We start from the raw sequence: 20,950 nt of genomic DNA on the forward strand, positions 1-20,950 counted from the left end.
ATGGCGGTTCCAGTGTGGCCAGCCGGTGTGCCGAGCGCCCCGCAGCGCGCGAGCCTGCAGATCTCGCGCGCCTTCAACGCGCCGGTGTCGACCGAGATGGAGGGCGGCAACACGCGCGAGCGTCCGCGCGGAACGCTGCAATACCGGCTCATGAGTTTCGACATCCGCATGACGCCGGCGGAGTTCGCCCTGTTCGACGCCTTCGTCAGCGACGATCTCGCGCGGGGCACGAAACGGTTCGACATGCCGGTCTGGGACGGGGCGGCCCTGTCGACAAAGACCGTGAAGCTGTCGGGCGAGACCCGCTTCACGACGCGCCAGCAGGGCCGCGCGGTCATGGTGGCACTGACACTTGAGGTGGAACTGTGAGCGATATCCGGACACAGGCAATCCGCGAGGCCTATGCCTCGGTGACATCGGATGTGGTGCTGCAGACGATGGAGCTGCGGCACCCCTCCTTTGTCGAGGGCGGGACGCCGATCGCGCTGCGCTTCGTGCAGGACGGGATCGACCACGACCTGCTGCTGGAAGCGGACGCGCCGATGGACGCGGGGCAGGTCGTGAGTTTCAAGGCCATGCCGTTCGGCTTCACGCCGCCGTCGAGCGAGGAAGGACAGGTGCCGTCGGTCTCCTTCTGGATCGACAATGTGTCGTCGGAAATCCATCGCCATTTGCAGGCGGCGGTGTCGATCCGCTCGCCGCTGATCGCGACCTGGCGGGAATATATCGTCGGGCTTGCCGGTCCGCAGCAGCGGCTCGACGGGATCGAACTGACCGGCGTCAAGGTGACGGGCACGCGGGCGACTGCGACCTCGCGGCTGAACGACTGGCCGGACCGGCTGTTTCCGGGTCGGCTCTACACACAAACGGCGTTCCCGACATTGTCATGAGCTCACACGCCGGGATCGAGATCACTCCTGAGCAGGTCGCGGCGCTTCAGGCGCTCGTCGGCGCGCCTTACGACACGCGCGACGTTCGACCGGGGTTTCATTGCTGGGGCCTGTTTCGCGAGGTGCAGCGCATTCTCGGACGCGGCGATCTGCCGGAATTCGAGATCGCCCAGATGAGCGCCAGGGCACAGGCGCGGGCCTTCGCCACCGCTGCGGAGCGCCGGCGTTGGACCCGCGTGCCGGCTCCGGTTCAGGGCTGCGCGGTGCTGATGGGGCGGCGCGACGTGCCGATCCACATCGGCTGTTATCTCAAGCTCGGCCCTCTGCCGGGCGACATCGGTATCCTTCACGCGGCAAAACCCGCCGCGACGTTCGACAATCTTTCGCACCTGGAGTTCGCCGGATGGCGCATGATCGCCTTTCTGACGCGCGCCTGATCGCGTCGCCAATGCCCTGCGTGCCGGCGGAGCTGCCGGCGCTGCCTGGCGAGACGCTTGCGCGCGTCGTCGAGGAATTCGGCCCGCCGTCCTGCGTCGCCTTTATCGTCGAGGTCAATGGCGAGCCGGTGCTGCGCGCTGACTGGTCGCGCGAGATCGCGCCCGGCGACATGATCGTCGCGATCCCGCTGCCGCGCGGCGGCGGCGACGGGAAATCGATCCTGGGCATCGTGGCGATGATCGCACTTGCGGCCTTCGCGCCCTGGGCGGGCGGGGCGCTCGCCGGCGCGCTCGGGCTGTCCTCGACCGGGCTTGTGGCGGGTGCCATCGGCAGTGCGATCCTTGCCGGCGGCGGCATCCTGATCAACACGCTTCTGGCGCCGAAACCGGCGGCGACAGCCGCGGCCCAGCTGGAGGCCTCGCCGACCTATTCGACCAGCGCGCAGGGCAATCAGGCCCGGCTGTTCTCCGTCATTCCGGTGCAGTACGGCGAGCACGTCATGGTGCCGGACTATGTGTCCGATCCCTATCAGGAGTTCGACGGCAACGACCAGTATCTGCACCTGCTGTTCGGCCGGGGTTTGGGGCGCTCAGAAGTGGCGCTGGTGCGCATCGGCGAGACGGTCGTGTGGGAGGCCGGGACGGGGTTTGCCGGCGCGCTTGCCGACATCGAGATCGCCTTTTATGAGCCGGGCGAGCAGGTCGATCTTTTCCCCGTGCAGGTCGAGACTTCGTCGGAAGTCGGTGGGCAACTATTGGCGGATATCAACTGGATCGGTCCTTTCGCGGCCGTGCCGGCGGGCGAGACAGCGCAGCGGCTTGCCGTCGATGTCGTCTTGCCGGAAGGCTGCTATGAACTGACCGACAGCGGATCGCAGGTCTCCGCCACCGTCGCGCTGCGGTTCGAATATCGCGAGATTGACGATCTCGGCGCGCCCGTCGGCGCCGGCACATGGGCGGTGCTCGCCGATGAGACGATCACGCTGACGACGGCGACGCCGCAGCGCTTCACCTGGTCGCTCGACGTGCCGGCCGGTCGCTATGAGGTTCGGGCGCAACGCACGAACGCCTGGTCGGCGAGCGACCGCCGTTTCGACCGCTCGGAGTGGGCGGGACTGCGCGCCTATCTCGACGGGCCGCAGGCCTTCGACGATCTGTCGACCATGGCCGTGCGCGTCAGGGCAAACGAGCAGCTGACCTCGCAAAGCTCGCGGCAGTTCTCGATCGTCCAGACGCGCATTCTGCCGGTCTGGACGGGCAGTGCCTGGGAGGAGCAGCCGACCCGTTCCATCGCCTGGGCGGCGGTCGACATCGCCCGGAACCCGGTCTATGGCGCCGGCCTTGCCGACAGCCGCATCGATCTGGCCACCTTCGCCGCCTATGACGCGGTCTGGAACGGGCGCGGCGACACGTTCAACGGCGTGTTCGACACCCGTACGACGCGGTTCGATGCAATCAACACGGTTCTCGCAGCCGGCAGGGCGTCGGTACAGTTTCTGGGAAACCGCATCAGCCTGGTGCGCGACGAACCGCGGGCGCTGGCCGCGCAGGTCTTTACCGACCGCAACATCGCGCGCGGCTCTCTTGAGGTCGATTACGCGCTGCAGAAAAGCGACGCGGCCGACGACGTGATCGTGGAATACATGGATCGCACCAGCTGGAAGCAGGAGGAGGTGCGCTGCACGATCGCGGAGTCGGCGTCGGAAGCGCCGGCGCGGGTGCGCCTGATCGGCCCGACCGATCGCGGGCAGGCCTGGCGGGAGGGCATTCACCTCGCCGCGGACAATTTCTTCCGCCGGACCAAGGCGACCTTCCGCGCCGAACTGGAAGGGCGGCTGCTGAAGCGCGGCGACGTGGTGCTGCTCCAGTCGGAAATGCCGCAGACCTGGGGCGAGGCGGGTGTGGTGCGCGGGATCTCCGGCGACGACCTGACCCTGTCGAAGGAACCGTCGACCGATCCGCTGAACACCTATTTGCGCGTGCGGCGGCGCGACGGCGGCGAGTGGGGGCCGTGCAAGATTACCTGGACGGTGGGTTCCAGTGTCGTGACGCTCGATGCGGCGGACCGCGCCGCAGCGGATGCCGAGTTCGGGCCGCTGGAGCCGCATCTGGTCGACGATGGCGACGAGGCTCCGACCTATCTGCTCGGCGAAGGCACCGACTATGCGTTTCGCGGGATCCTGGTCAACATGGTGCCGGACGGAACCGGTGCGCAGATCGAGCTGGTGATCGACGATCCGGCCGTGTATGCGGCGGATCAGGGCTTGAGCGTTCCCGCCGCGCCGCAGCCCGGCTTCCTGCCGCCATCGGCCGGTGCGCCCGTGATCGACGCGATGAGCGTGCATCGCGAGATCAGCGTGACGGAGTCGCTGGTCACGGTCTCCGCGCGGCATCCCGCCTGGGCGGTGAGTTTCCGGGCGCAGGTCTCCTACGACGGCAATGCCTGGACGCCGGTCTATGAAGGCGCCGTGCCGGCTTTTTCGGCCTCGGTGCGGCGCGAGGCGTTTTACGTGCGCATGCAGGCGGTGGGAGATCTGCCGGGGCCGTGGCGGGTGGAACTGGTGGCCGCCGCTCCGGAGGAAGTGAGGTTTCCGACGAACGCGTCGATCCGCGCGACGGAGCTTTTCGATGCGGCGACGGAGAGAGCCCAGAGCGCCGGCGAGATCTTCGACGGCACGGAAGCCTCGTTCCTCGAGCAAATCAACCGGATCGTAACCGAGGTTGAGGCGGCCGGCAGGCAGGTCGACAGGCAGGAACGCAGCTCGGAGAATGCGCGCGCGGCTGTGACGGATGTGCGTCAGGCGGTTGTGACGGAAACGAGCGCGCGGGCCGAAGCGATCACGGCGATCGAGGCGGCGTTTAACGGATTTTCCGCCAACGGATTTGTCCGCTTCGCGGTCAATGCGGGCGCGCTGCCCGCCGGTGTGGTGGCCGAATATCTGGTGCAGCTCAATGCGGGGACGGAAGGCTCGCCGGACTGGACCTCGGCGGGCTTCGCGCTGCAGATCCTCGACGATCTCAGCTCGCGCATGGTGTTCAAGGTCGACCAGTACCTGATCACGGACGGCACGGACACCGGGCAGCCGTTCCTGTTTCAGGACGGGACGCTCTACGTCAACAGCGCCGCGATCCCCGACCTTGTCGCGGACAAGATCAAGGCCGGAACGATCACGTCGGAGGATGGGGCCAGCTGGTGGAAACTGAGCACTCCATCGGAATTCGTGTTCGAGATCTGAAGGGGCGGGATGAGCATCATCATGCGAGGCATGCCGGATGGGCATGCTGCGATCTACAAGGGGCCGCGCGAGATCGCGATCGAGAACGACCCGCACGCTGACATCGCGCGCGTTCTCTTCCACACAAAGCTCGACTATACGGTGGTGCAGAGCATTGTCGACGTCACGGTCAATCTGACGGGCGTGAACTACGACGCCAGCGGCAAGACCGTCTACAACGTTCATGCGCACGGACTGCCCTACACCCCGCTGATCTTTGGCATCATCAAGAATTATCAGGGCGTGCCCTACAACGACGTGATCGGCCAGAACCAGCCCGGCACGCCACCGCTGACGACAGGTGTCGTGCCGTTTTCCGGTACGATCGTGCTTCCCAGCACGGGTTGGATCGCCGGTGGCGCATACGCATTCCGGATGCTCCAGCTGGGCTGCAACGAAACCCACGTGACGGTGACCGATGTCAGCCCGTATGGCGCGAGCTTTGCGACCAGCTATCCGTCGTCCTACTACAACACGTTTCCATATGATCTGGAGTGCCAGGTCTGGATCACCAAAACCGCGCTTCCGGTGTGACGATGACCATTCTCCTGAAAATCTCGGCTGCCGAATTCATTTTCGCCGGCGGCGCGGTGACGGACAAGGATACGCACTTGCGTTTGAATGCCGGTCAGGACCTCGGTGTTTTGGCCGTGCCCGGAACGATCACGCCTCACGGCTCCTGGCCGGGGCTTGGCAGCAACCATCATCTCTATCTCGATTTCGGGATCAACGGGCTTGGCTGGGCGCGCATCTACACAACGCATGTCGACCTTGCGGGCTACCAGGTGGGCGTCTGACTATGCCCGTTCAACTGAAAGACGGCGCGATGCGCATGTTCGACGGAAGCGGGCGCAAGACGTTCGATTCCGATGAAAACATTCTCTACACGACGGAAACCTATACCGGCTCGGTCGTGCTGACATCCGTTACGAACGGGTCTTTCGATCCTGTGCGCTATCAGCGCTCCTATCAACTATCTCCAGGCGCCTTGAAGCCGGACAGTGAACTGTCGGTCGGAATGGTACGGTTGACGTCGGGCCAATGGCAGCGCGACTGGTTTTGCATTGGCGGGACATTCGTGACGTTCCACAAGTGGATGCCGGTCGCATCGAATTACTATCAGTCGCTGACCGCGGTGATCCGTCAAACCGTCGACATCGTGATCGAAAACGATCTCCTCCTGCTCAAGGAAGATCTGAGCATTTTGGGGCGCGCCGGCCAGCAAGGCTCCTTTGGTGGTGGACTGATCAGTCCGCAAATTACAATCGAGTATGTGCTCAAGGTGGCCGGGTTCAACTGACCGGCCCCGCCACCCGAATTTTTCGTCCGCCGCCCGGTGATCCGAGGCGGCTTTTTCGTGCCCGCATGAGAGAGGCGTCATGGTAACCGCAGACGAAATCCTGTCGAAGTTGAACGGTATGCTGGGCGGCATTTCGGCCACACTGGACGCTGCCGGCGCTTCCAAGGTGATCACGCTCGACCGTACGACCGGTGCCGATGCGGCGCTGGTCAAGCTGCGCGAAGGCGGGAATGATCGCTTTCGGTGGGGGCTGCCGCCAGGCGAGAATGATTTTGTCATCCAGTACAGCCCGGACGATTCGCCGCTCAGTTTCGCGGATCGCTTTCGGATCGACGGAGCGACCGGTCGGGTGACCGTGACGGGTCTTGCGCTCGACGATGCGAGCTTCGCCAAAACGACGTTCACGGGGCAGTCGCTGTTCGATCCCGGCTCGGCGGCGGCGCCCGCGCTTGCGTCGGTGGGGAATGTCGACACCGGGCTATTCTTCCCGGCGGCGGATACGATCGCTGCGGCGGTCGACGGAACTGAGATCTGGCGCACGACGGCGGCGGGGGTGGATGTCGACGGTACCATCTCTGCTACGGCTCTTGATTTGACGGGTGGTCTTTCCACTACGGGAAACTTTGAAGCCAGTTCGGCTGCATCGAAAGGGACCATCGGTCGGTCAGGGTGGGCTGGAAACTACTCGGCTTCCAAAGTTCAGGGGGTCTGGGCAATCGGCGACCAATACCGGGTCGATCTGGTCGCCAACAATTTCGGCAGCCAATTTGGGCTCGTTTACGCCTACACCTCAGCCGGGAACGGCGTTGCAAGCAAATTGCCCATCGCCGGCTGGGGCCACCAGATCCTCATTGCCAGCACAGGCGTGCCGCTGATCGGCTTCAGCATGACCTACGGCCATGCGTGGTTTTCCGGCAACGTTGGTATCGGTCCGAGCAAGACCGATCCGGCGCATCGCCTCGACGTCGAGGGGACGGTGGCCTCAACGGGGCTGATCATCGACGACGACAGCATTCAATTGACAACCGCCAAGACCCCGTCGTCCGCCGCCGATATCGGCACCACAGGCGAGATCGCGTGGGACGCGGACTTTATCTACGTCTGCACCGCGGCGGACACTTGGAAACGCGCAGCACTCGCAACCTGGTAGGCGCTCTATGACGACGATCACATGGACATGGTCCTTCCCGAAATTCGAGACAGCGCCCGTGGCCGACGGCCTCGACGACGTCGTCACGGTCATGCACTGGCGGTTGCGCGGCGAAGCTGCGGACGGGCTGATCGCAGAGAGCGGCAGGTTCGAGGTGCTTCCGCCGCCCGACCCGCAGACCTTCACGCCATTCGACGACCTGACTGAAGCCGAGGCATTGGCATGGCTCGCCGATCTTGTCGACATCGATGTCGAGAAGGCGGCGATCGCCGAACGGATCGAACTGAAGCGCAATCCGCCGGTCGTGGCGCGCGCCGCGCCCTGGGCGTGACCGACACCTCGAAACACACAAAGGACAGACGATGACCGAACCGAAACAGATCGACCTCAACGCACTGCGGATTCAGGCCGCGCACCATGAGGGTCTGGAGATCGCCAAGATCCTCACCGCGCGGTCTCAGAACCATGTCGGCGCGTTGGCGGTGACGGAAGCGCAGAAGGCGCAGGCTGAAGAGCAGGTCGCCGAACTGAAAAAGAAGGTCGCCACGCTCGAGGCGGATCTGGCCAAGGCGCGGGGCGAGGTGTCCGGCGAACCGATGGCCGGCAAGGCGGCCAAGCCCGCGCGCTGACCTCACCGACCACGACGAGCTGCCGAAGGGCGGCTTTTTTTGTGCCTGCCGGCCGGCGGTTCGCCGGCTGTCTTTGTTTCTGGAGAAAGACATGAGGCCTATTCACACCATCGTCATTCACTGTTCCGCCACGCCGGAAGGGCGACCGATCTCGGTCGAGACGATCCGAAAGTGGCATACCGATCGGGGATGGCGCGATATCGGCTATCACTATGTCGTCGACCTCGACGGCAAGGTGCACGAGGGCCGGCGGGTCGGGCAGACCGGCGCTCATGTGCGCGGACACAACACCGGTTCCATCGGTGTCTGCTATGTCGGCGGTGTCACCAATGACGGCCGTCTCGCGCCAAAGGACACCCGCACGCCCGCACAGAAGGAAGCGCTCAAGGCGCTGGTCGCCAAGCTGGCGGAAACCTATCCCGGCATCAAGACCGTGAAGGGGCACCGTGACTTTTCCGGTGTCAAAAAGGCCTGCCCCTGCTTCGACGCGCAGCCTGAGTACCAGCCGATCGTCGCTGCCATCCGGGCCGGCAAGCCGGCGCCGCGTCCCCGCCCGGAGCCGGTCGACAAGATCGAGCCCGCGTTTCAGTCCGACCCCGAGCCCTTCCGCGGCAAGCCGATGCTGAAAAGCACGACGAACCTCGCGGCCATCGGCACATTCGTGACCAGCGTCGTCACCGCGCTGACGAGCCTCGAAACCTGGGTGGCCGCGCTGGTGATCGTGATCGCGGCGGGCTTCGCCTTCTGGATCATCCGCGAGCGCATGAAGAAGGCGCGGGAGCTGGGGATTTGATCTGGCTCCTGAGTTTGGGCGCGCGGCTCAAGGGCTGGCTGGCGCTCGCCGCCGCGGTCGCCATGGCCATCGCGGCGGCATATCTCACCGGCCGGCGCTCGGCCTCGGCCGACGCACGGGCCGCGCGAGCGCGGGAACAGCTCGACGCGATGAAGACACGAAAGGAAGTCGACGATGATGTGGATGCGATGGGTGCTGCTGATCTCGATGTCGAGTATCGCAAGTGGTTGCGTGACCGCGACCGGTGATTTTTGCGATACGGCGCGCCCGCTTCGCCCGTCGATGCAGGACAACGTGACGGTCGACACGATGGCACAGATCGTTGCGCACAACAGGTTTGGTGCGAAGCATTGCGGGTGGACGCCATGAGCGAAGACATCAATTCGACCGGACCGGAGTGCCGGCGGCATGGGGAGGGGGGTGGCGCGGGTGAGTGATGCCGAAATGGAGGCAATGCGCAAAGCCGTGACCGACCTGAACATGACGGTCGGTCGGCTTGCCGGCACGGTGGAGACGATGGTCCTTGAATTCCGCAGCGAACGGGAATCCTCGGCCAAAAGCCGCAAGGGCGTCTATCAGGCGCTGGAGGAGGTGCGGCGCGAACAGCATCGAGTTGCCAATGAGGTCAAATCCACCGCGGCGCGGGTGGAACGAATGGAGCCGGCGGTCGATGACTACAACCGGCGCCAGGTGCAGCTCGAGACAGGCGGAAAACTGGCGCGCGCGGCTTGGTGGATCGGTGGATTTGTGATGTTCGCCGCCGTCTGGATCGTCAGTAACTGGGAGAAGATCACCGGGGCGTTCAGGGGGTGGGGCGGACGGTAGTCAGCTGACTTTGAATTGCCTTCCCAAGGGCGGGAGGGTCGAAGCGGTGCAACGCTTCGACCCTCCCGGGCAAACCGTCCTGCAAGACAACCCGGCCCGACGAAAGCTGAATTATCGCCGCTCCCACAATCGGGCCTTCCGGCCCGACCCCTGCTTGGCGGCCGCGCCGCAAATTTGGATTGGTTGACAATGGAGTCAAACCTTTTTGGCGAGCGGGACGTTCAGCCTGTGTCCCCGGTTGCGCCCTGGATCGTCGGCAAACGCAATCTCGCCAAGCGGTTGATCGCGGCGGTTCCGCATGATGTTTACGCTTAGGCATTCGTTGGTATGGGCTAAAGTATTTTTCCGCCGGCCGGTGCTATCAAAGGTCGAGGTGATCAACGATTTTTCGGGCGATCGCGCTGAAGATGGCGGTCATCAGCAGGATATGTGCTGCCGGATCGAGAAAGGCCCAAAGGTATCCTCCAGGCTTTGACCCAAACCGGGTCGCCATCTCACGGATGAGCAGGGCGAATATCATTCGGCAAATGCCATTGTTCAGAGAACTTTAGGGCGCGGGTGCTGGCTTCTTAGCAGCCATTGGTGTTTCGCGAAAATTGATGGGCCGACGCCACGAAGCATCGCGAAATCGTGCAAAATATGGCTTAGGGTCGGACATCTCATCGGCCGCATCCCAAAGCAACCGGTAAATTCGACGCTCATCGACGTCGTGGACCGTCTTGAGCAGTATTTCGAACTGATCCTCGGCAACCGCCATGTCGTGATCGCGCATTATGTCGCGATAGGCCTTCATCACCTTCTGAACCATCAGGGCATCGCCGCCGCGCCCCCTGACCCCGACCAACGTGACGCGTAAAAAATACCCGCTGAATTTACTCAGTATGCCGGCGCGCTCAGTCTCGCTTATTGCGCCAAGAGCGAAGGATCGGGCCAGTCCGTACTCGGCAGTGTCCAGCCGATCAAAATAGCGCGGCGATAGAGCCGAGCCGCGCGTAACGGACGAGGCGTCCACGTGGTGGTGGTATCCTATGGTCTCGCTCCGGTAGAACCGCTTCACCAGAAGGGGCATGAAAAGACAGAGTGCATTGTCTTCGAAAATGCAGTTCTCGGGATAAAACACTCGGTTTTCAATCAAGAAATCTCTGCGGAACACCTTGGTGCAGAGGCGGCCGAACTTTGAGATCAGCAAACCCCGGCGCACCATCTCGAATTCGCCCGGTGGAAATCCCATTGTGCTGTCGTGTCCGTGTTTGTTGCTAAGCACGAAGTCAATGAAATCATAGTCCTTGTCCGCCAGCGCGCGGACTTCCGCTATCGCATCGGGACTGAAGTCGTCATCGCTATCGACGAACCACACGTATTTGCCTTGGCACCAGCTTAAGCCTCGGTTCCGCGCTCCACCAGGTCCGGCATTTCGCTGCCGAACGAGCTGGCGGGCGATAGAAAGGCTCTCCTCATCAACCTTAAGTAGTTCCGCTTCCTCAAGGTTTCCGCCGTCATCGATGAGCATGACCTCAACGTCGTCCGCCTTCAGCGAGCGTAGGGTTGCCATGATGCGCCGGGATTTGGCGTGGGAGTTGTAAAACGGGACGACGACGGAAAGAAGCATCGGATTAATTTGCCGTAACGACCAGACTAAGGCAACACGGCCAGCGGGGCAGCCGTTCGGCCATGAGCCAGTCTGGCCATAGCCCGACCGTCTCCAGTCCGACAATTGCGAGTGAAACGGCGATCGCCAAGGATGCAGCGATCATCCATGTGCGAGACGGCCTCCTGCGCACGAGGATCTCCGAAATCGGCTTTGTCTTCGTTGGTTTGGTCACGATGAGCCCTCCTGCCGCCGTTCTGGCGGCTGCGCCCAGTACATCTACTCGCCGGTCACTACGCCAATCGCATGATGAGCCGCACGATGGGCCTCGGCAGGGCCTGGTAGTGCTCTCCGCCCGACCTCCCCCAAGTGGCGTGCCATTTAACACCAAGATTTCCTGATTTTCGCCGCTGAACAAGCGTTTTTTACCCTGATCTGCGTCTGAGGTCGCGAAAGCGCTCGTAGTTGGGCGGATTGGGCCGAAAGTCCGCAGCATTCCGGGCTGGCGGCGACGTTTTTCAGCGCTGCGGGCAGACTCGTCCTGCCGCTCTCGTTCAGTTTGTGCTTGGATTGCGGTCACGCGCATAGCGGTGGCGCTCGAAATTGGCGGATTAAGGCTAGGATGGCGCGTCCAGAAGCTGGTTCCAGACACCTGACGCACGCCATCGATAGAACCGGTTGTAGAGCGTCGTGCGTGGGCCGTAGCGCTCCGGCACATCCCGCCACGATGAGCCGGTGCGGAACCGCCAGAGGATCCCATTGATGACCTTGCGGTCATCGACACGCTTCACACCCCGGCTCTTGCGCGGCAAAAGCGGTTCGATGATCGACCATTCCTTGTCGCTCAGTTCGTGACGGCGCATGGCAACGTCCTTATTCGGGAGGTTGAATCAAATCTCGCGCCTCAACGAAACCCCGTTTATGGGGACAGGTCCTAGATGAACGCGAGGCTCTTGTCGCTCGGATCGAGAAGCTGGAACGTGAAGCGCAAGCTAGGAAGTCCGGCTAAGCCTTGTACCATTTCAACGACACGCCAAGATCGGCGTTGCCACGCCAATAGCCCTCAATCCACTTGTTCACCGACGGCTTGAAGTGTTTGCGGACGTAATGGAGTTGGCGCTCACGTGACAGGGAGGTTTCGCTTTCATCCCAAACACCGTGCTGGCCGGGGCGAACGCGGCAAACATGCCATTGGGGCACTTCACCGTAGCCAGCATCCCTGGCCGCGCGGACGATACGCTTGTCGGTGGACTGGCGATCCCTGTCCACCAACCCTGGCTGACCCAATAGGAGAAGCATCTTCTCGACCAGCTGCAGGTCCAGCATAACGGCTGCCTGCACCGCGCGGGGCAGTGTTTTGCTTTCCTGCACGATGAACTTGTCGCTGCCCGGCCAAAAGCCACCGGCCCAAATACGCCGAGCTATGTCTATATCGTCGGCGACCAGTCCTTGGATCGAAAAGCCGTCATTCGTGCCTTCACTGCAAAGAAAGGCCCGTCGATTGCCGTCAATTACAGCCTCTATGAAAGTCTTAGGTGCTGGCAGTTGAGCGTCAGGGCTGTAGCCCCCGTCGTTCTTGTCAGCAGCCCGCATTTCCAACGCAAGTGGTACTAGGGCAGTGCACTCGAAGAACTGGCTGTGGAGGAGGTCGCGGCGGACCGGTTCGTGTGCAGCCTTGAAAAGTCGAGCGGCTAGTGGTGTCAACCTCTGGTTCTCCCTGTCAGCTATTCTAGCTTGATTGGCGGCTTGCGGTGTTGCATAGGGCCAGTCGGTAAAGAAGGCGAGCAAATTTGAGGAACATTGTCGTTGCAGGCATAGGATACGTCTGTTTGTCTATTGGCGTCCTCCTATCTCAAAGGTGACAGCGTTCGACATCGACCCGTCGAGAGTACAGATGCTGAATTCGGGCCAATCTCCGATCCGTGATGCCGGGGTTAATGCGCTTCTTCGAACTGGGAATCTGGAACTGCATGCCACGATAGAGCCAGCCGAGGGGTTTTCCGACGCCGATCTTGTGGTGGTGGCGACCCCCGATGACGTCGTGATCGTAAATCGTATTAACCTCGACCTCGCGGACATCGCGGAGAAGGTGTGCAGCCGCGATATCTTTAGCGAGGATTGAAGACCCTGCAGGCGTAGGTTTTGGGAAGGCCAAGAATAGGGGATTCCTCTGACTCCTGCCTCCAGCCTAGAGCCTCGAATATCGGGCGATACTCTCTACCGTAGTGCCGACGAGATGGCTCGGTTATCACTTCCTGTTCGAAGATGATGAGCGTCTTTCGGGCGCGGCTGGCGATAGCTTCAAAAACCCATTCGCTTTCGGTGGGTAAATGAACGAGGACCGCCATCGTGAAGATCACATCGACACTCGAGGCGGGGAGGGTGTTAATCACTTCTTCCACGGCGCCCTGGTGTATATCGACCGCGCGGAAAACGTCCGGCATCCTGGCTTTCATTTCAGTAATGGCCTCGTCGCTGATCTCTATAGCCGATAGCCGGTGGTAGCCCGCTTCATACAGGGCCCGCAGGTTACGTCCGGCGTTGCAGCCGATCTCCAGAATGCTGTCGTTGCGCGCCGCGTGCCGGTCAAACACCTCCAAAAGCGACGAGGTGCGGGCTCTGAGCGTGGGCGTATCTGCGATATACTCTTCCGGCTTGTTGGCGCCGTCGTCTGGATGCCTCCAGTACGCATGAGCCTCGTGTTGGTCGAACTTTCGATTATCGGGCATATTTCGAGCTCATTGGTCAAAGGAAGCGACTTCAGTGTCGCTCGACTTGCTTTCGCTTCGTGCTATGAAGCGCGGAGACGTAAGCAACCATTTTTTGTAGCTACGGGGGACATTTTGTACACATATAGTTCGACTGTTAAGGATGTGGACCCGACTGTTCTGGAACGGCTTGCCATCAAAGGAGCCGAGAGGGTCGCGAAGGTCATCGATGCCTCGATAGATTATGACGCGGTGATCGGCCATAAGATAACCGACCAGCTCCGGTCCGCTCTATCGGCAGACGTTTCCGTTCCTCAGCTCCGAGAGGCGGCGGTTGAGTACACGATGGACGTGTTGCGCAGATCGAAGCAGGTGACATATCTCCTGCCGGATGTAGACGTGCTCTTTTTTGGCAGGACCAACAACAACATTCGGGAATTCAACTTCCTACTGGATCTTATCGATGCGAACCGCCGCCTGGCGACTGCAAATATCGTAGATTTGCGTTTCCGCAAGGCGTCTCATCCGGTTGACATTACCGAGTCTCTTCGCTCCTCCGTGGCAGCTTTTTACGACCAGCGTGCGAGCTTTTTACCCGCACTTGTATACCAGGTGGGACAGTTTTTCGTGCATTTCTTGCGATATGTCTTTTCGCTGCGTAGCGAAGACAGTGCGCTTCCAGGCGTTGCAGTAGTAGCTAACGATCATTCGCCTAATCCAGTAGCATTTGCTCTGGCCATGGAGTGCTTCGAGGTGCCCCGCATATACCTTCAGCATGCGGAGGTATCATCCAGTTTCCCACCGCTAGATTTTGAAGTCAGCATCCTGCGGAATAACCGCTCCAAGCGCATTTACCTAGAGGTGGGGTCACCAGCAGGCGAAGTTCTGGTCATAGGTCGCACAACCACACCCTTTGTCAGACCGACGCTGGGTTTTGATCAGGACGGCAAGTTTCCGGTCGTGATCTATACAACGGGCAGGGTAGACGTTCCCGGCCTTGCATCCGTAACCCAAAAGCTAAGAGCCAACCCGCTCGTATCTGCCGTTTACATTAAACCGCATCCCAATCAGGAACCCGTGGACTGGCCGGAGGGCATCGAGATTCGAAAGGCATTCGCGGAGCCGCATCTTGCGCTTGTGGGCAACTCTTCGGTAGTCATCGAATTGCTGCACCGCGGTATCCCGGTAATGCAGAACTTTTCTTTCGACCCTGTCGAAGATGATTACTATTCGTTCTGCAAAATGGGAATTGTGAAAGAGGCCCAGCTTGCGGCGCTAGATCAGCCATTTTGGCAGTGCATTTCATTTGATGATGAATGGAATGAGATCTACACCGACTCATATTCGCCCACCCCCTCCGACAGTGCGGCGGAAACAGCCCGGCTGCTCCAAATTCTGGAACCCATTCGACAACAGAGGTGGCGTCCGCGTCCGGCCCCTGCCTCTGCCGTTCCTCTACAAAGGGCGGCGAAGGGTCCGGCCACGCAGAAATTGCACCGGCCGCCTGTGAAATTGGGCGGTTTCTCCAGACGTTTGGTGGACTGGGGAAGCCGCGTCGCCCCGCGGACGGTTTTGGAAGTGGTGAAGTACGTAGCTTACCAGTCTGCTCTTAAAGACAAGCAAGCTATGTGGGAGTTGCGCTCGTCAGATTCCGGACCTGCTGCGGCGCCCGCGAAACGCGCTGCATTGGCTGCGACGGCGGTAACCGATCTCAGCGGGTGGATTGAGCAGTCACTCAAATCCTCCAGAAGCCCGGGTCAGTGGCTAAACATCACCCTTGCGGCTGGTTTCATCTCCAACGAACAGGCCATCAGAGCTGCTGAGAAGCTTCACGCTGACCGCCATCCAGAATCGTATTCGCTTTTTGACGAAGCGGAGCTGTTGGAGGATAGCGTGCCAGTCTTCCTGTGGCTCGCCTTCAAGCGCCTGGAGCTGTCGGGAGTGCCGCTCCCCTACGATCTTTCGGGGATGATTGGTGCCATCCTAGACGTCGATGACACTGGTTACGTCAGATCCAGTCTAGAGGCTTTGGCGTTCTCAGCATGCTTGAGGTTGGACCGCCCAGATTTGCTCGAGGTGTTGTTTCTCAAAAGCAAACGCTTAAAGCGCGCCAGCTTGTCTACCAACCGACGAATAGCCTTGCTGAGATACCTGATCAAACGGGATCCGGAGGAATACAGGCGTGCGCGGGAAGAATTCTGGAAAGCTGAGTCATCCCTGCATCGTCTTAAAATTAGCTACATAGACAGCGAACATCTGTCCGATAGTGAAGGGCCGTCGCATAGCCAGATAGAATTTGCCTTTGAGACAAGCGCGAACCCGGCGGTAGTCGAGGAGTTTTCTGTTCACGTTAAACCAGTGTTTGATCGTCTTCGACCCTACATGCGGTACATGGATGTCCGTTCAAGTCCATCCGAACGCAAAGCTTTCATGCAATCGGTGATGACGGCTCTCAGTGAGCAGCGTCCCTTTTCAATGATACGCCTCAGCGATGGCGAAGGGCACGCCTTCGCTCAAGGACACGAGTTTTTTTCCTTGGAGGATCAGAAGAACCGGGAACGCCATTGGTGGGGCATGGAGTTGACCGAAGAGCAAAGAGGTCTACTTTGCAGCAGGGTAGTGGCGGCGGCAGATCGCGCTGACGTCTTAGGAATCCCGTCGATACATCGGTTCGTCCGTGACACACACCACAAGACTACCACCTTTACGGGCAGCATCCAGGGCCGTGGGCTACTGCAGGTGCTGCACCACTTCTCAACGCATGAGCCCTCCGCACTGTTTGGCGAGGAGAAGATGAATATCCCGCTATTCAGATCCGTCGATGCCATGAAGGACCTCATAGGCGCGGCGCAGCGATGTGTTTTGGTAAGCAGCGCTGGGGCAGAATCAGCGCCAGCTTGGATGCAGGACGCGTCGAAAATCGAGCACATCGTCATTCCCACGCACTTTCGAACCTCGCGAAACGAAAAGTATCACGTGGCAGATCAGCCGTTGCCGCTGATCTACGAGGACATCAACCAGCAAGTCCGCGATAGGGTGAGTGCGGGGACACTTGTCTTGGTGGCTGGAGGGATCATCGGGAAAGTTTTCATCGACACAGCGAAAGATGCCGGTGGAGTGGCTCTAGACATTGGAAGCGTCATGGACGAGTGGCTAGATGCCGGGATACATTCGTTGCACTGATGTCCAAGCTGACAATGCTCTTACGAAAACCCAAAGCCTTTTTCCGGGATGCTAAAGCAATCCTAAAGCAAAACGCTGCTTGGAGTGCGGCTGTGGAACGCGCCGGCCGCGATGCCCCCACTGCCGTGCTTTTCGGGTTCGCTCGGTGGAAAACATTCATCCTCGATTACCTCGAGGACTACAATGTTGCGGTAGCAAGCTTTGGTTCCGCCGCGACCGAAGCGCAGCTCCTAGACATAGGCCGCCACGCATCTCCTCATGTCTTCACGTGGAGCTACAAATCATCGCCCGATCTGCCGCTGTTCTGTAAGCGGCACGGAATTCCGCTCACATACGTCGAGGATGGGTTCATTCGATCGTTCGGCCTAGGTGCGGACCGCACGTCGCCCGCCAGTCTTGTGTTCGATCAACGTGCGATGCATTTCGATAGGCTTAGGGTTTCTCAACTGGAGCAAATTCTGAGCAGCTACGACTTTCAAGGCGACGATGCGCTCATGGGGCACGCAGCACGCCTTGCAAAGCGGATGAAGGAAAACGGTCTTTCCAAATACAGTTTTTTGTCCAAGCGATCAGTGAATGAGGTTCTTGCGCCTGGAAAGGAGCACGTCCTCGTCCTCGGCCAAGTTGAGGATGATTTATCGATACGGTTTGGGGCTGAGCGCGTGGTTTCAGGGAATGAACTGGTGATGTTGGCCGCCGAAGAAAACCCTCACGCTCAGATCCTATATCGGCCTCACCCGGAGTCCCTAGCCTTCTCCAAGCCGCACTACTCAAATCCTAGACTTGTCGATGATGTATGTACGATACTAGGATCCGAGTTTGCCATTGGAGATTGTCTTGAGAGCGCTGATGTCGTTTACACCGTTACATCACTTGCGGGCTTCGAGGCGGCCCTGAGAGGTAAGCCGGTAGTCACTTTGGGTGCTCCGTTTTACGCTGGCTGGGGGTTTACAGAAAACAGATTAGCGACGCCCACGAGGACGCGCAGGCTAGGCGCTTTGGAAGTGCTGGCTGGGGCTTATCTAAAATACCCCCGATACAATGGCATCCACCCTGAACAGACAGGCAAGGAAGAAGCGATTCTACGTAAGGTCGAGGAACTTCTTCCCCCTGAGGCGCTGTAACAGCCACGTAACCCCTGAGGCGTTTAGTGAACCGCGCCGGGTTTGCCGGAGGTGATGTGCCTCCGTGAAATGCCCCCGAAGTTGGTTAGAGTTTTCCGGGTCTGATTCCTTGGCTGGAAGAGGAGCGGAAGGCGATGAAGGCATCGAGGTTCACGGACGCGCAAAAGGCGTTCATCATCAAGCAGGGTGAGGACGGTACGCCGGTGGCGGAGGTTTGTCGTCAAGCTGGGATCAGCCAGGCGACCTACTTCAATTGGAAGAAGAAGTATGCCGGGATGATGCCCTTTGAGATGCGGCGAATGCGTGAGCTCGAGCAGGAGAACGCACGGCTGAAGAAGATCGTCGCGGACCTGTCGCTGGACAAGGAGATGCTTCAGGACGTCATCAAGCGAAAGCTCTGAGGTCTGGTCGGAAGAGAACGCTGGTCGATGTGATGCGATCGGAGTGGGCGGTCTCGATCCGCCGCGCCTGTGCGGCGATCCTGCTCGATCCCAAGACCTACCGATACACCTCGCGTCGGCCCGACCAGGCCGCTCTGGAACAGCGGATCAAGGAGATCTGCCAGACCCGTGTGCGGTTCGGGTACCGCCGGGTTCATGTCCTCCTTCGCCGGGAGGGGTGGGCGATCAACATGAAGAAGACCTATCGGGTCTACAGGGAGTTGGGCATGCAGCTGCGCAACAAGACGCCGAAGCGGAGGGTGAAGGCGAAGCTTCGCGAGGATCGCGTGGAGGCCGTAGGGCCGAGCGACGTCTGGGCGATGGATTTCGTGCACGACCAGCTGGCGACTGGCCGCAGGATCCGCGTTCTAACCGTGATCGACACCTACTCGCGCTATGTGCCGGTGCTTGATCCGCGGTTCAGTTACCGGGGCGAGAACGTAGTCGAGACACTGGAACGGGTCTGTGGCCGGATCGGGTATCCGAAAACGATCCGGGTGGATCAGGGCTCCGAGTTTATCTCCCGTGATATGGATCTGTGGGCCTATCGACGAGGCGTTACACTCGACTTCTCACGACCCGGCAAGCCGACCGACAATGCCTTCATCGAGGCGTTCAACGGTTGGCTGCGGGCGGAATGCCTGAACGCCCACTGGTTCCTGAGCCTTGCCGACGCAGCGGAAAAGTTGGAGGCTTGGCGTAGAGACTACAACGAACAGCGACCACACTGCGCAATCGGGAACAAGGTCCCGGCAGCGCTCATGAAATCAGCACACGCAACCAGCCCGTGATGCTGATTATGGTCCGAAAACTCTAATCCCAACCGGGGGCACGTTCGGGAGCACTCCAACCCGGGACAGACTTCACTTCTAAACGAGGACAATCCGGGGAGCAGGTCAGGAGCCTTGGTATTCTGTTGATGTAAATCTAAACTAAGCCGGGTTCTGCAGCGCCTTGCGATAGGCGTCGATGCGCAACTTGAGATCCTTGCGTCGGTTTGGCAGCGAGGCAAGCTTTAAGCGGCGCTCAAGTCTTTCGAGGGTTGCTTCTGCCTCTTCCGGCGTGCTTTCAACGACAGTTCCACTCTCCATATATATCCTTACGGTATTTGCCTCCCGGAAAATCGATTTTGGTCGGGAAGAAATTTTTCTCAGGTTTTCCATTATATTTCCCGAAAAATTATCCTCTGAATACTTTCTGGCATCATTTCGGAAATGTAAGATGTTGCGCATTGATTGCCCTCGACTTCATAGAGCGCGAAAATGAGGATCCTTTCCATTCTTTCCGCTTCGGTCATGAGACCCTGCAGGCGATAGAAATTCGCAAGCTCTTCGATGCGACCGATGATGTCAGCTTGACTGACTGCTTTCGTCATAGCCCAATCTCGATTGTCATTCCTGAATTCAATATTTTCAATCAAAATTAGAAAAAATCAACCCTTACGATTAATTGTCGCGCCTAGGCTTGGTCAACTCCCCAAATCTACGGGGGCAGGTGTACCCCCATGAATATGACGATACACGGTCGCCCTTCCATTCGATAATTTGAACGGAGCCAGAGGGGAGGGCCAAATGGATGGTTCGGAAAGACACGAAACGGCAACGAGTACGCTCAGTTACGTGCTGGGTACACTACAGTTTTGTCGCGAGGCGTTAGGTGATCTTGATGCTGAACTTTCGGCTGACGTGGACGATATCATCAACAAGATCGGAGGACGCATTCTGCTGAATCAGGAAGCGTCGCATCGCTGACGGGAAAATGCTAAAATTTCCACCCTTAAGTGCAGAGGGTGAGAACCGTGATGCGAAATGTATTTTTCTCGGAGGTAATCGATCAGCTCAACGCTATCGAAGACTCTGCGCAGGCTATGGCGCTCCTTGATCGGATCAGATCATCTTACGGATTGAAGAATGTTGTATACTTTGCTGCGCAGATTCCAGAGTTGACAGTTCGTGAGCCATATCTCGCCGTTACCTACGATGATGCCTGGGTGCAGCATTACAAGGACAGGGACTACGTTTCCGTAGACCCGGTTCTGAGTGCTGGACTGCAACGAATGTTACCGACTGATTGGTCTACTTTCGACAGAACAAGTGGTCCCCTTAAAACATTTTTTGGCGAAGCCGAGGAGTTCGGCGTCGGTCGGCAAGGCCTGACGATGCCTATCCGTGGTGTAAACGGAGAAGCGGCCATGTTGTCCATCACAAGCGAGGAATCGGATCGGGAGTGGATCAGGCTACGGACGCACTACATGCGTGACTTTCAACTTATCGCAAATGTCGTTCATGAAATGATCTTGAGGGTTGAGCGGGTTCAAACCGTTATTCCACGGCTCACACGGCGGGAAATCGAATGTTTGAAGTGGGCCTCGGAGGGTAAGACCTATGAAGAAATCGCAATTATTCTCGGCATCCGGAGAGGAACGGTTCAGTCATACATGGAATTTTCTCGCCTGAAGCTCAACGCTGTCAACACGACGCATTCTGTGACTAGAGCGCTTCGTTTGAAGATAATCTAAACTAATTGATTGTTTTTAATTGAAAAAGTTGTCTACTCGGCAAATTTACGGACTATGTCAGCAGGTTTTCCCTTGTCATGATTCCGTCGT

The 20,950-nt window shown here is 59.5% G+C and carries 25 protein-coding genes and 2 pseudogenes; 21 read left to right on the forward strand and 6 right to left on the reverse strand.

Going from position 1 to position 20,950, the window contains the following annotated elements; all coding sequences use genetic code 11:
- The 14 genes from BLU32_RS04020 (at position 1) to BLU32_RS22420 (ending at position 9,614) form a co-directional block, all read left to right on the forward strand.
- Positions 1-369 (forward strand): hypothetical protein, encoded by a 369-nt coding sequence (locus BLU32_RS04020; RefSeq protein ID WP_093805101.1) that lies wholly within the window; start codon positions 1-3, stop codon positions 367-369.
- Positions 366-890: a DUF1833 family protein gene (locus BLU32_RS04025; protein WP_093805102.1), complete on the forward strand. Its 525-nt coding sequence runs from the start codon at positions 366-368 to the stop codon at positions 888-890. Before BLU32_RS04020 ends, BLU32_RS04025 begins: the two co-directional genes overlap by 4 nt.
- A complete protein-coding gene (locus BLU32_RS04030; RefSeq protein ID WP_093805103.1) occupies positions 887-1,327 on the forward strand; it encodes a hypothetical protein in 441 nt (146 codons plus the stop codon). Before BLU32_RS04025 ends, BLU32_RS04030 begins: the two co-directional genes overlap by 4 nt.
- A complete protein-coding gene (locus BLU32_RS04035; RefSeq protein ID WP_093805104.1) occupies positions 1,294-4,563 on the forward strand; it encodes a host specificity factor TipJ family phage tail protein in 3,270 nt (1,089 codons plus the stop codon). Before BLU32_RS04030 ends, BLU32_RS04035 begins: the two co-directional genes overlap by 34 nt.
- A 9-nt stretch (positions 4,564-4,572) precedes the next feature.
- Positions 4,573-5,136, forward strand: coding sequence for a hypothetical protein (locus BLU32_RS04040; RefSeq protein ID WP_093805105.1), 564 nt, complete (start codon positions 4,573-4,575; stop codon positions 5,134-5,136).
- A gap of 2 nt (positions 5,137-5,138) precedes the next feature.
- Entirely contained in the window at positions 5,139-5,399 is a 261-nt protein-coding gene (locus BLU32_RS04045) for a hypothetical protein (RefSeq protein WP_093805106.1), read from the forward strand.
- A gap of 2 nt (positions 5,400-5,401) precedes the next feature.
- Entirely contained in the window at positions 5,402-5,902 is a 501-nt protein-coding gene (locus BLU32_RS04050) for a hypothetical protein (RefSeq protein ID WP_157727487.1), read from the forward strand.
- Between the two features lie 79 nt (positions 5,903-5,981).
- Complete coding sequence (locus BLU32_RS04055) at positions 5,982-7,052, forward strand: hypothetical protein (protein WP_093805108.1); 1,071 nt, start codon at positions 5,982-5,984, stop codon at positions 7,050-7,052.
- A 7-nt stretch (positions 7,053-7,059) separates the two neighbouring features.
- Entirely contained in the window at positions 7,060-7,383 is a 324-nt protein-coding gene (locus tag BLU32_RS04060) for a hypothetical protein (protein ID WP_093805109.1), read from the forward strand.
- 31 nt (positions 7,384-7,414) lie between these two features.
- Positions 7,415-7,681, forward strand: coding sequence for a hypothetical protein (locus tag BLU32_RS04065; RefSeq protein WP_093805110.1), 267 nt, complete (start codon positions 7,415-7,417; stop codon positions 7,679-7,681).
- Between the two features lie 91 nt (positions 7,682-7,772).
- Positions 7,773-8,474 carry an N-acetylmuramoyl-L-alanine amidase gene (locus BLU32_RS04070; RefSeq protein WP_172838528.1) on the forward strand — a complete coding sequence of 234 codons (702 nt, stop codon included), beginning with the start codon at positions 7,773-7,775 and terminating at the stop codon, positions 8,472-8,474.
- On the forward strand, positions 8,471-8,722 hold the full coding sequence (locus tag BLU32_RS04075; protein ID WP_093805111.1) for a hypothetical protein: 252 nt from the start codon (positions 8,471-8,473) through the stop codon (positions 8,720-8,722). Before BLU32_RS04070 ends, BLU32_RS04075 begins: the two co-directional genes overlap by 4 nt.
- Positions 8,723-8,903: 181 nt before the next feature.
- On the forward strand, positions 8,904-9,299 hold the full coding sequence (locus tag BLU32_RS04080; protein WP_157727488.1) for a hypothetical protein: 396 nt from the start codon (positions 8,904-8,906) through the stop codon (positions 9,297-9,299).
- Between the two features lie 189 nt (positions 9,300-9,488).
- Entirely contained in the window at positions 9,489-9,614 is a 126-nt protein-coding gene (locus BLU32_RS22420; protein ID WP_256371428.1) for a hypothetical protein, read from the forward strand.
- A 73-nt stretch (positions 9,615-9,687) separates the two neighbouring features.
- On the opposite strand, the pseudogene BLU32_RS22245 reads toward BLU32_RS22420, so the two are convergent.
- The 4 genes and pseudogenes from BLU32_RS22245 to BLU32_RS04100 form a co-directional block, all read right to left on the reverse strand.
- A pseudogene (locus BLU32_RS22245) lies at positions 9,688-9,819 on the reverse strand (ABC transporter permease); the annotation flags it as partial.
- Between the two features lie 27 nt (positions 9,820-9,846).
- Positions 9,847-10,908: a glycosyltransferase family 2 protein gene (locus BLU32_RS04090; RefSeq protein ID WP_093805113.1), complete on the reverse strand. Its 1,062-nt coding sequence runs from the start codon at positions 10,906-10,908 to the stop codon at positions 9,847-9,849.
- Positions 10,909-11,507: 599 nt separating this feature from the next.
- Positions 11,508-11,750 (reverse strand): annotated as a pseudogene (locus BLU32_RS04095) (transposase); the annotation flags it as partial.
- 142 nt (positions 11,751-11,892) lie between these two features.
- Positions 11,893-12,591, reverse strand: a complete 699-nt coding sequence (locus BLU32_RS04100; protein WP_157727489.1) for a hypothetical protein — start codon at positions 12,589-12,591, stop codon at positions 11,893-11,895.
- A 154-nt stretch (positions 12,592-12,745) separates the two neighbouring features.
- On the opposite strand from BLU32_RS04100, the gene BLU32_RS04105 reads away from it, so the two are divergent.
- On the forward strand, positions 12,746-13,009 hold the full coding sequence (locus tag BLU32_RS04105; protein WP_256371429.1) for a hypothetical protein: 264 nt from the start codon (positions 12,746-12,748) through the stop codon (positions 13,007-13,009).
- Here BLU32_RS04105 and BLU32_RS04110 read toward each other — a convergent pair.
- Positions 12,996-13,616, reverse strand: a complete 621-nt coding sequence (locus tag BLU32_RS04110; RefSeq protein ID WP_093805116.1) for a bifunctional 2-polyprenyl-6-hydroxyphenol methylase/3-demethylubiquinol 3-O-methyltransferase UbiG — start codon at positions 13,614-13,616, stop codon at positions 12,996-12,998. The two genes, BLU32_RS04105 and BLU32_RS04110, sit on opposite strands and share 14 nt — an antisense overlap.
- On the opposite strand from BLU32_RS04110, the gene BLU32_RS04115 reads away from it, so the two are divergent.
- The 3 genes from BLU32_RS04115 to BLU32_RS04125 all read left to right on the forward strand — a co-directional run bounded on the left by BLU32_RS04115 (position 13,578) and on the right by BLU32_RS04125 (position 19,133).
- A complete protein-coding gene (locus BLU32_RS04115; protein ID WP_157727490.1) occupies positions 13,578-16,778 on the forward strand; it encodes a hypothetical protein in 3,201 nt (1,066 codons plus the stop codon). The two genes, BLU32_RS04110 and BLU32_RS04115, sit on opposite strands and share 39 nt — an antisense overlap.
- A complete protein-coding gene (locus BLU32_RS04120; RefSeq protein ID WP_093805118.1) occupies positions 16,778-17,902 on the forward strand; it encodes a hypothetical protein in 1,125 nt (374 codons plus the stop codon). Before BLU32_RS04115 ends, BLU32_RS04120 begins: the two co-directional genes overlap by 1 nt.
- Before the next feature lie 134 nt (positions 17,903-18,036).
- Positions 18,037-19,133, forward strand: a protein-coding gene (locus BLU32_RS04125) for an IS3 family transposase (RefSeq protein WP_093805119.1) whose coding sequence is annotated in 2 segments (ribosomal slippage) — positions 18,037-18,298 and positions 18,298-19,133 — 1,098 coding nt in all. Because the reading frame shifts where the segments join, the coding sequence is not laid out codon by codon here.
- A gap of 141 nt (positions 19,134-19,274) precedes the next feature.
- On the opposite strand, the gene BLU32_RS21605 is transcribed toward BLU32_RS04125, so the two are convergent.
- Positions 19,275-19,505, reverse strand: a complete 231-nt coding sequence (locus BLU32_RS21605) for a hypothetical protein (RefSeq protein ID WP_157727491.1) — start codon at positions 19,503-19,505, stop codon at positions 19,275-19,277.
- Positions 19,506-19,573: 68 nt separating this feature from the next.
- Here BLU32_RS21605 and BLU32_RS21610 point away from each other — a divergent pair, with 68 nt between their 5' ends.
- From BLU32_RS21610 to BLU32_RS04135, 3 genes are all read left to right on the forward strand, one after another.
- Complete coding sequence (locus BLU32_RS21610; RefSeq protein WP_157727492.1) at positions 19,574-19,768, forward strand: hypothetical protein; 195 nt, start codon at positions 19,574-19,576, stop codon at positions 19,766-19,768.
- Between the two features lie 145 nt (positions 19,769-19,913).
- Entirely contained in the window at positions 19,914-20,093 is a 180-nt protein-coding gene (locus tag BLU32_RS21615) for a hypothetical protein (protein ID WP_157727493.1), read from the forward strand.
- Positions 20,094-20,143: 50 nt separating this feature from the next.
- Complete coding sequence (locus BLU32_RS04135; protein WP_093805121.1) at positions 20,144-20,860, forward strand: LuxR family transcriptional regulator; 717 nt, start codon at positions 20,144-20,146, stop codon at positions 20,858-20,860.
- Positions 20,861-20,950 lie beyond the last annotated feature (90 nt).

The organism is Stappia sp. ES.058 (assembly GCF_900105595.1).
In the GTDB taxonomy this organism is placed as follows: Bacteria; Pseudomonadota; Alphaproteobacteria; order Rhizobiales; family Stappiaceae; genus Stappia.

Coding starts and splice junctions, on each gene's coding strand:
- BLU32_RS21615 (WP_157727493.1), top strand. CDS start 19,914: ATGGATGGTTCGGAAAGACACGAAACGGCAACGAGTACGCTCAGTTAC.
- BLU32_RS04040 (WP_093805105.1), top strand. CDS start 4,573: ATGAGCATCATCATGCGAGGCATGCCGGATGGGCATGCTGCGATCTAC.
- BLU32_RS04050 (WP_157727487.1), top strand. CDS start 5,402: ATGCCCGTTCAACTGAAAGACGGCGCGATGCGCATGTTCGACGGAAGC.
- BLU32_RS04030 (WP_093805103.1), top strand. CDS start 887: ATGAGCTCACACGCCGGGATCGAGATCACTCCTGAGCAGGTCGCGGCG.
- BLU32_RS04115 (WP_157727490.1), top strand. CDS start 13,578: ATGAGCCTCGTGTTGGTCGAACTTTCGATTATCGGGCATATTTCGAGC.
- BLU32_RS22420 (WP_256371428.1), top strand. CDS start 9,489: ATGGAGTCAAACCTTTTTGGCGAGCGGGACGTTCAGCCTGTGTCCCCG.
- BLU32_RS04060 (WP_093805109.1), top strand. CDS start 7,060: ATGACGACGATCACATGGACATGGTCCTTCCCGAAATTCGAGACAGCG.
- BLU32_RS04110 (WP_093805116.1), bottom strand. CDS start 13,616: ATGCCCGATAATCGAAAGTTCGACCAACACGAGGCTCATGCGTACTGG.
- BLU32_RS04120 (WP_093805118.1), top strand. CDS start 16,778: ATGTCCAAGCTGACAATGCTCTTACGAAAACCCAAAGCCTTTTTCCGG.
- BLU32_RS04090 (WP_093805113.1), bottom strand. CDS start 10,908: ATGCTTCTTTCCGTCGTCGTCCCGTTTTACAACTCCCACGCCAAATCC.
- BLU32_RS04045 (WP_093805106.1), top strand. CDS start 5,139: ATGACCATTCTCCTGAAAATCTCGGCTGCCGAATTCATTTTCGCCGGC.
- BLU32_RS21605 (WP_157727491.1), bottom strand. CDS start 19,505: ATGGAAAACCTGAGAAAAATTTCTTCCCGACCAAAATCGATTTTCCGG.
- BLU32_RS04020 (WP_093805101.1), top strand. CDS start 1: ATGGCGGTTCCAGTGTGGCCAGCCGGTGTGCCGAGCGCCCCGCAGCGC.
- BLU32_RS04135 (WP_093805121.1), top strand. CDS start 20,144: ATGCGAAATGTATTTTTCTCGGAGGTAATCGATCAGCTCAACGCTATC.
- BLU32_RS04070 (WP_172838528.1), top strand. CDS start 7,773: ATGAGGCCTATTCACACCATCGTCATTCACTGTTCCGCCACGCCGGAA.
- BLU32_RS04065 (WP_093805110.1), top strand. CDS start 7,415: ATGACCGAACCGAAACAGATCGACCTCAACGCACTGCGGATTCAGGCC.
- BLU32_RS04055 (WP_093805108.1), top strand. CDS start 5,982: ATGGTAACCGCAGACGAAATCCTGTCGAAGTTGAACGGTATGCTGGGC.
- BLU32_RS04035 (WP_093805104.1), top strand. CDS start 1,294: ATGGCGCATGATCGCCTTTCTGACGCGCGCCTGATCGCGTCGCCAATG.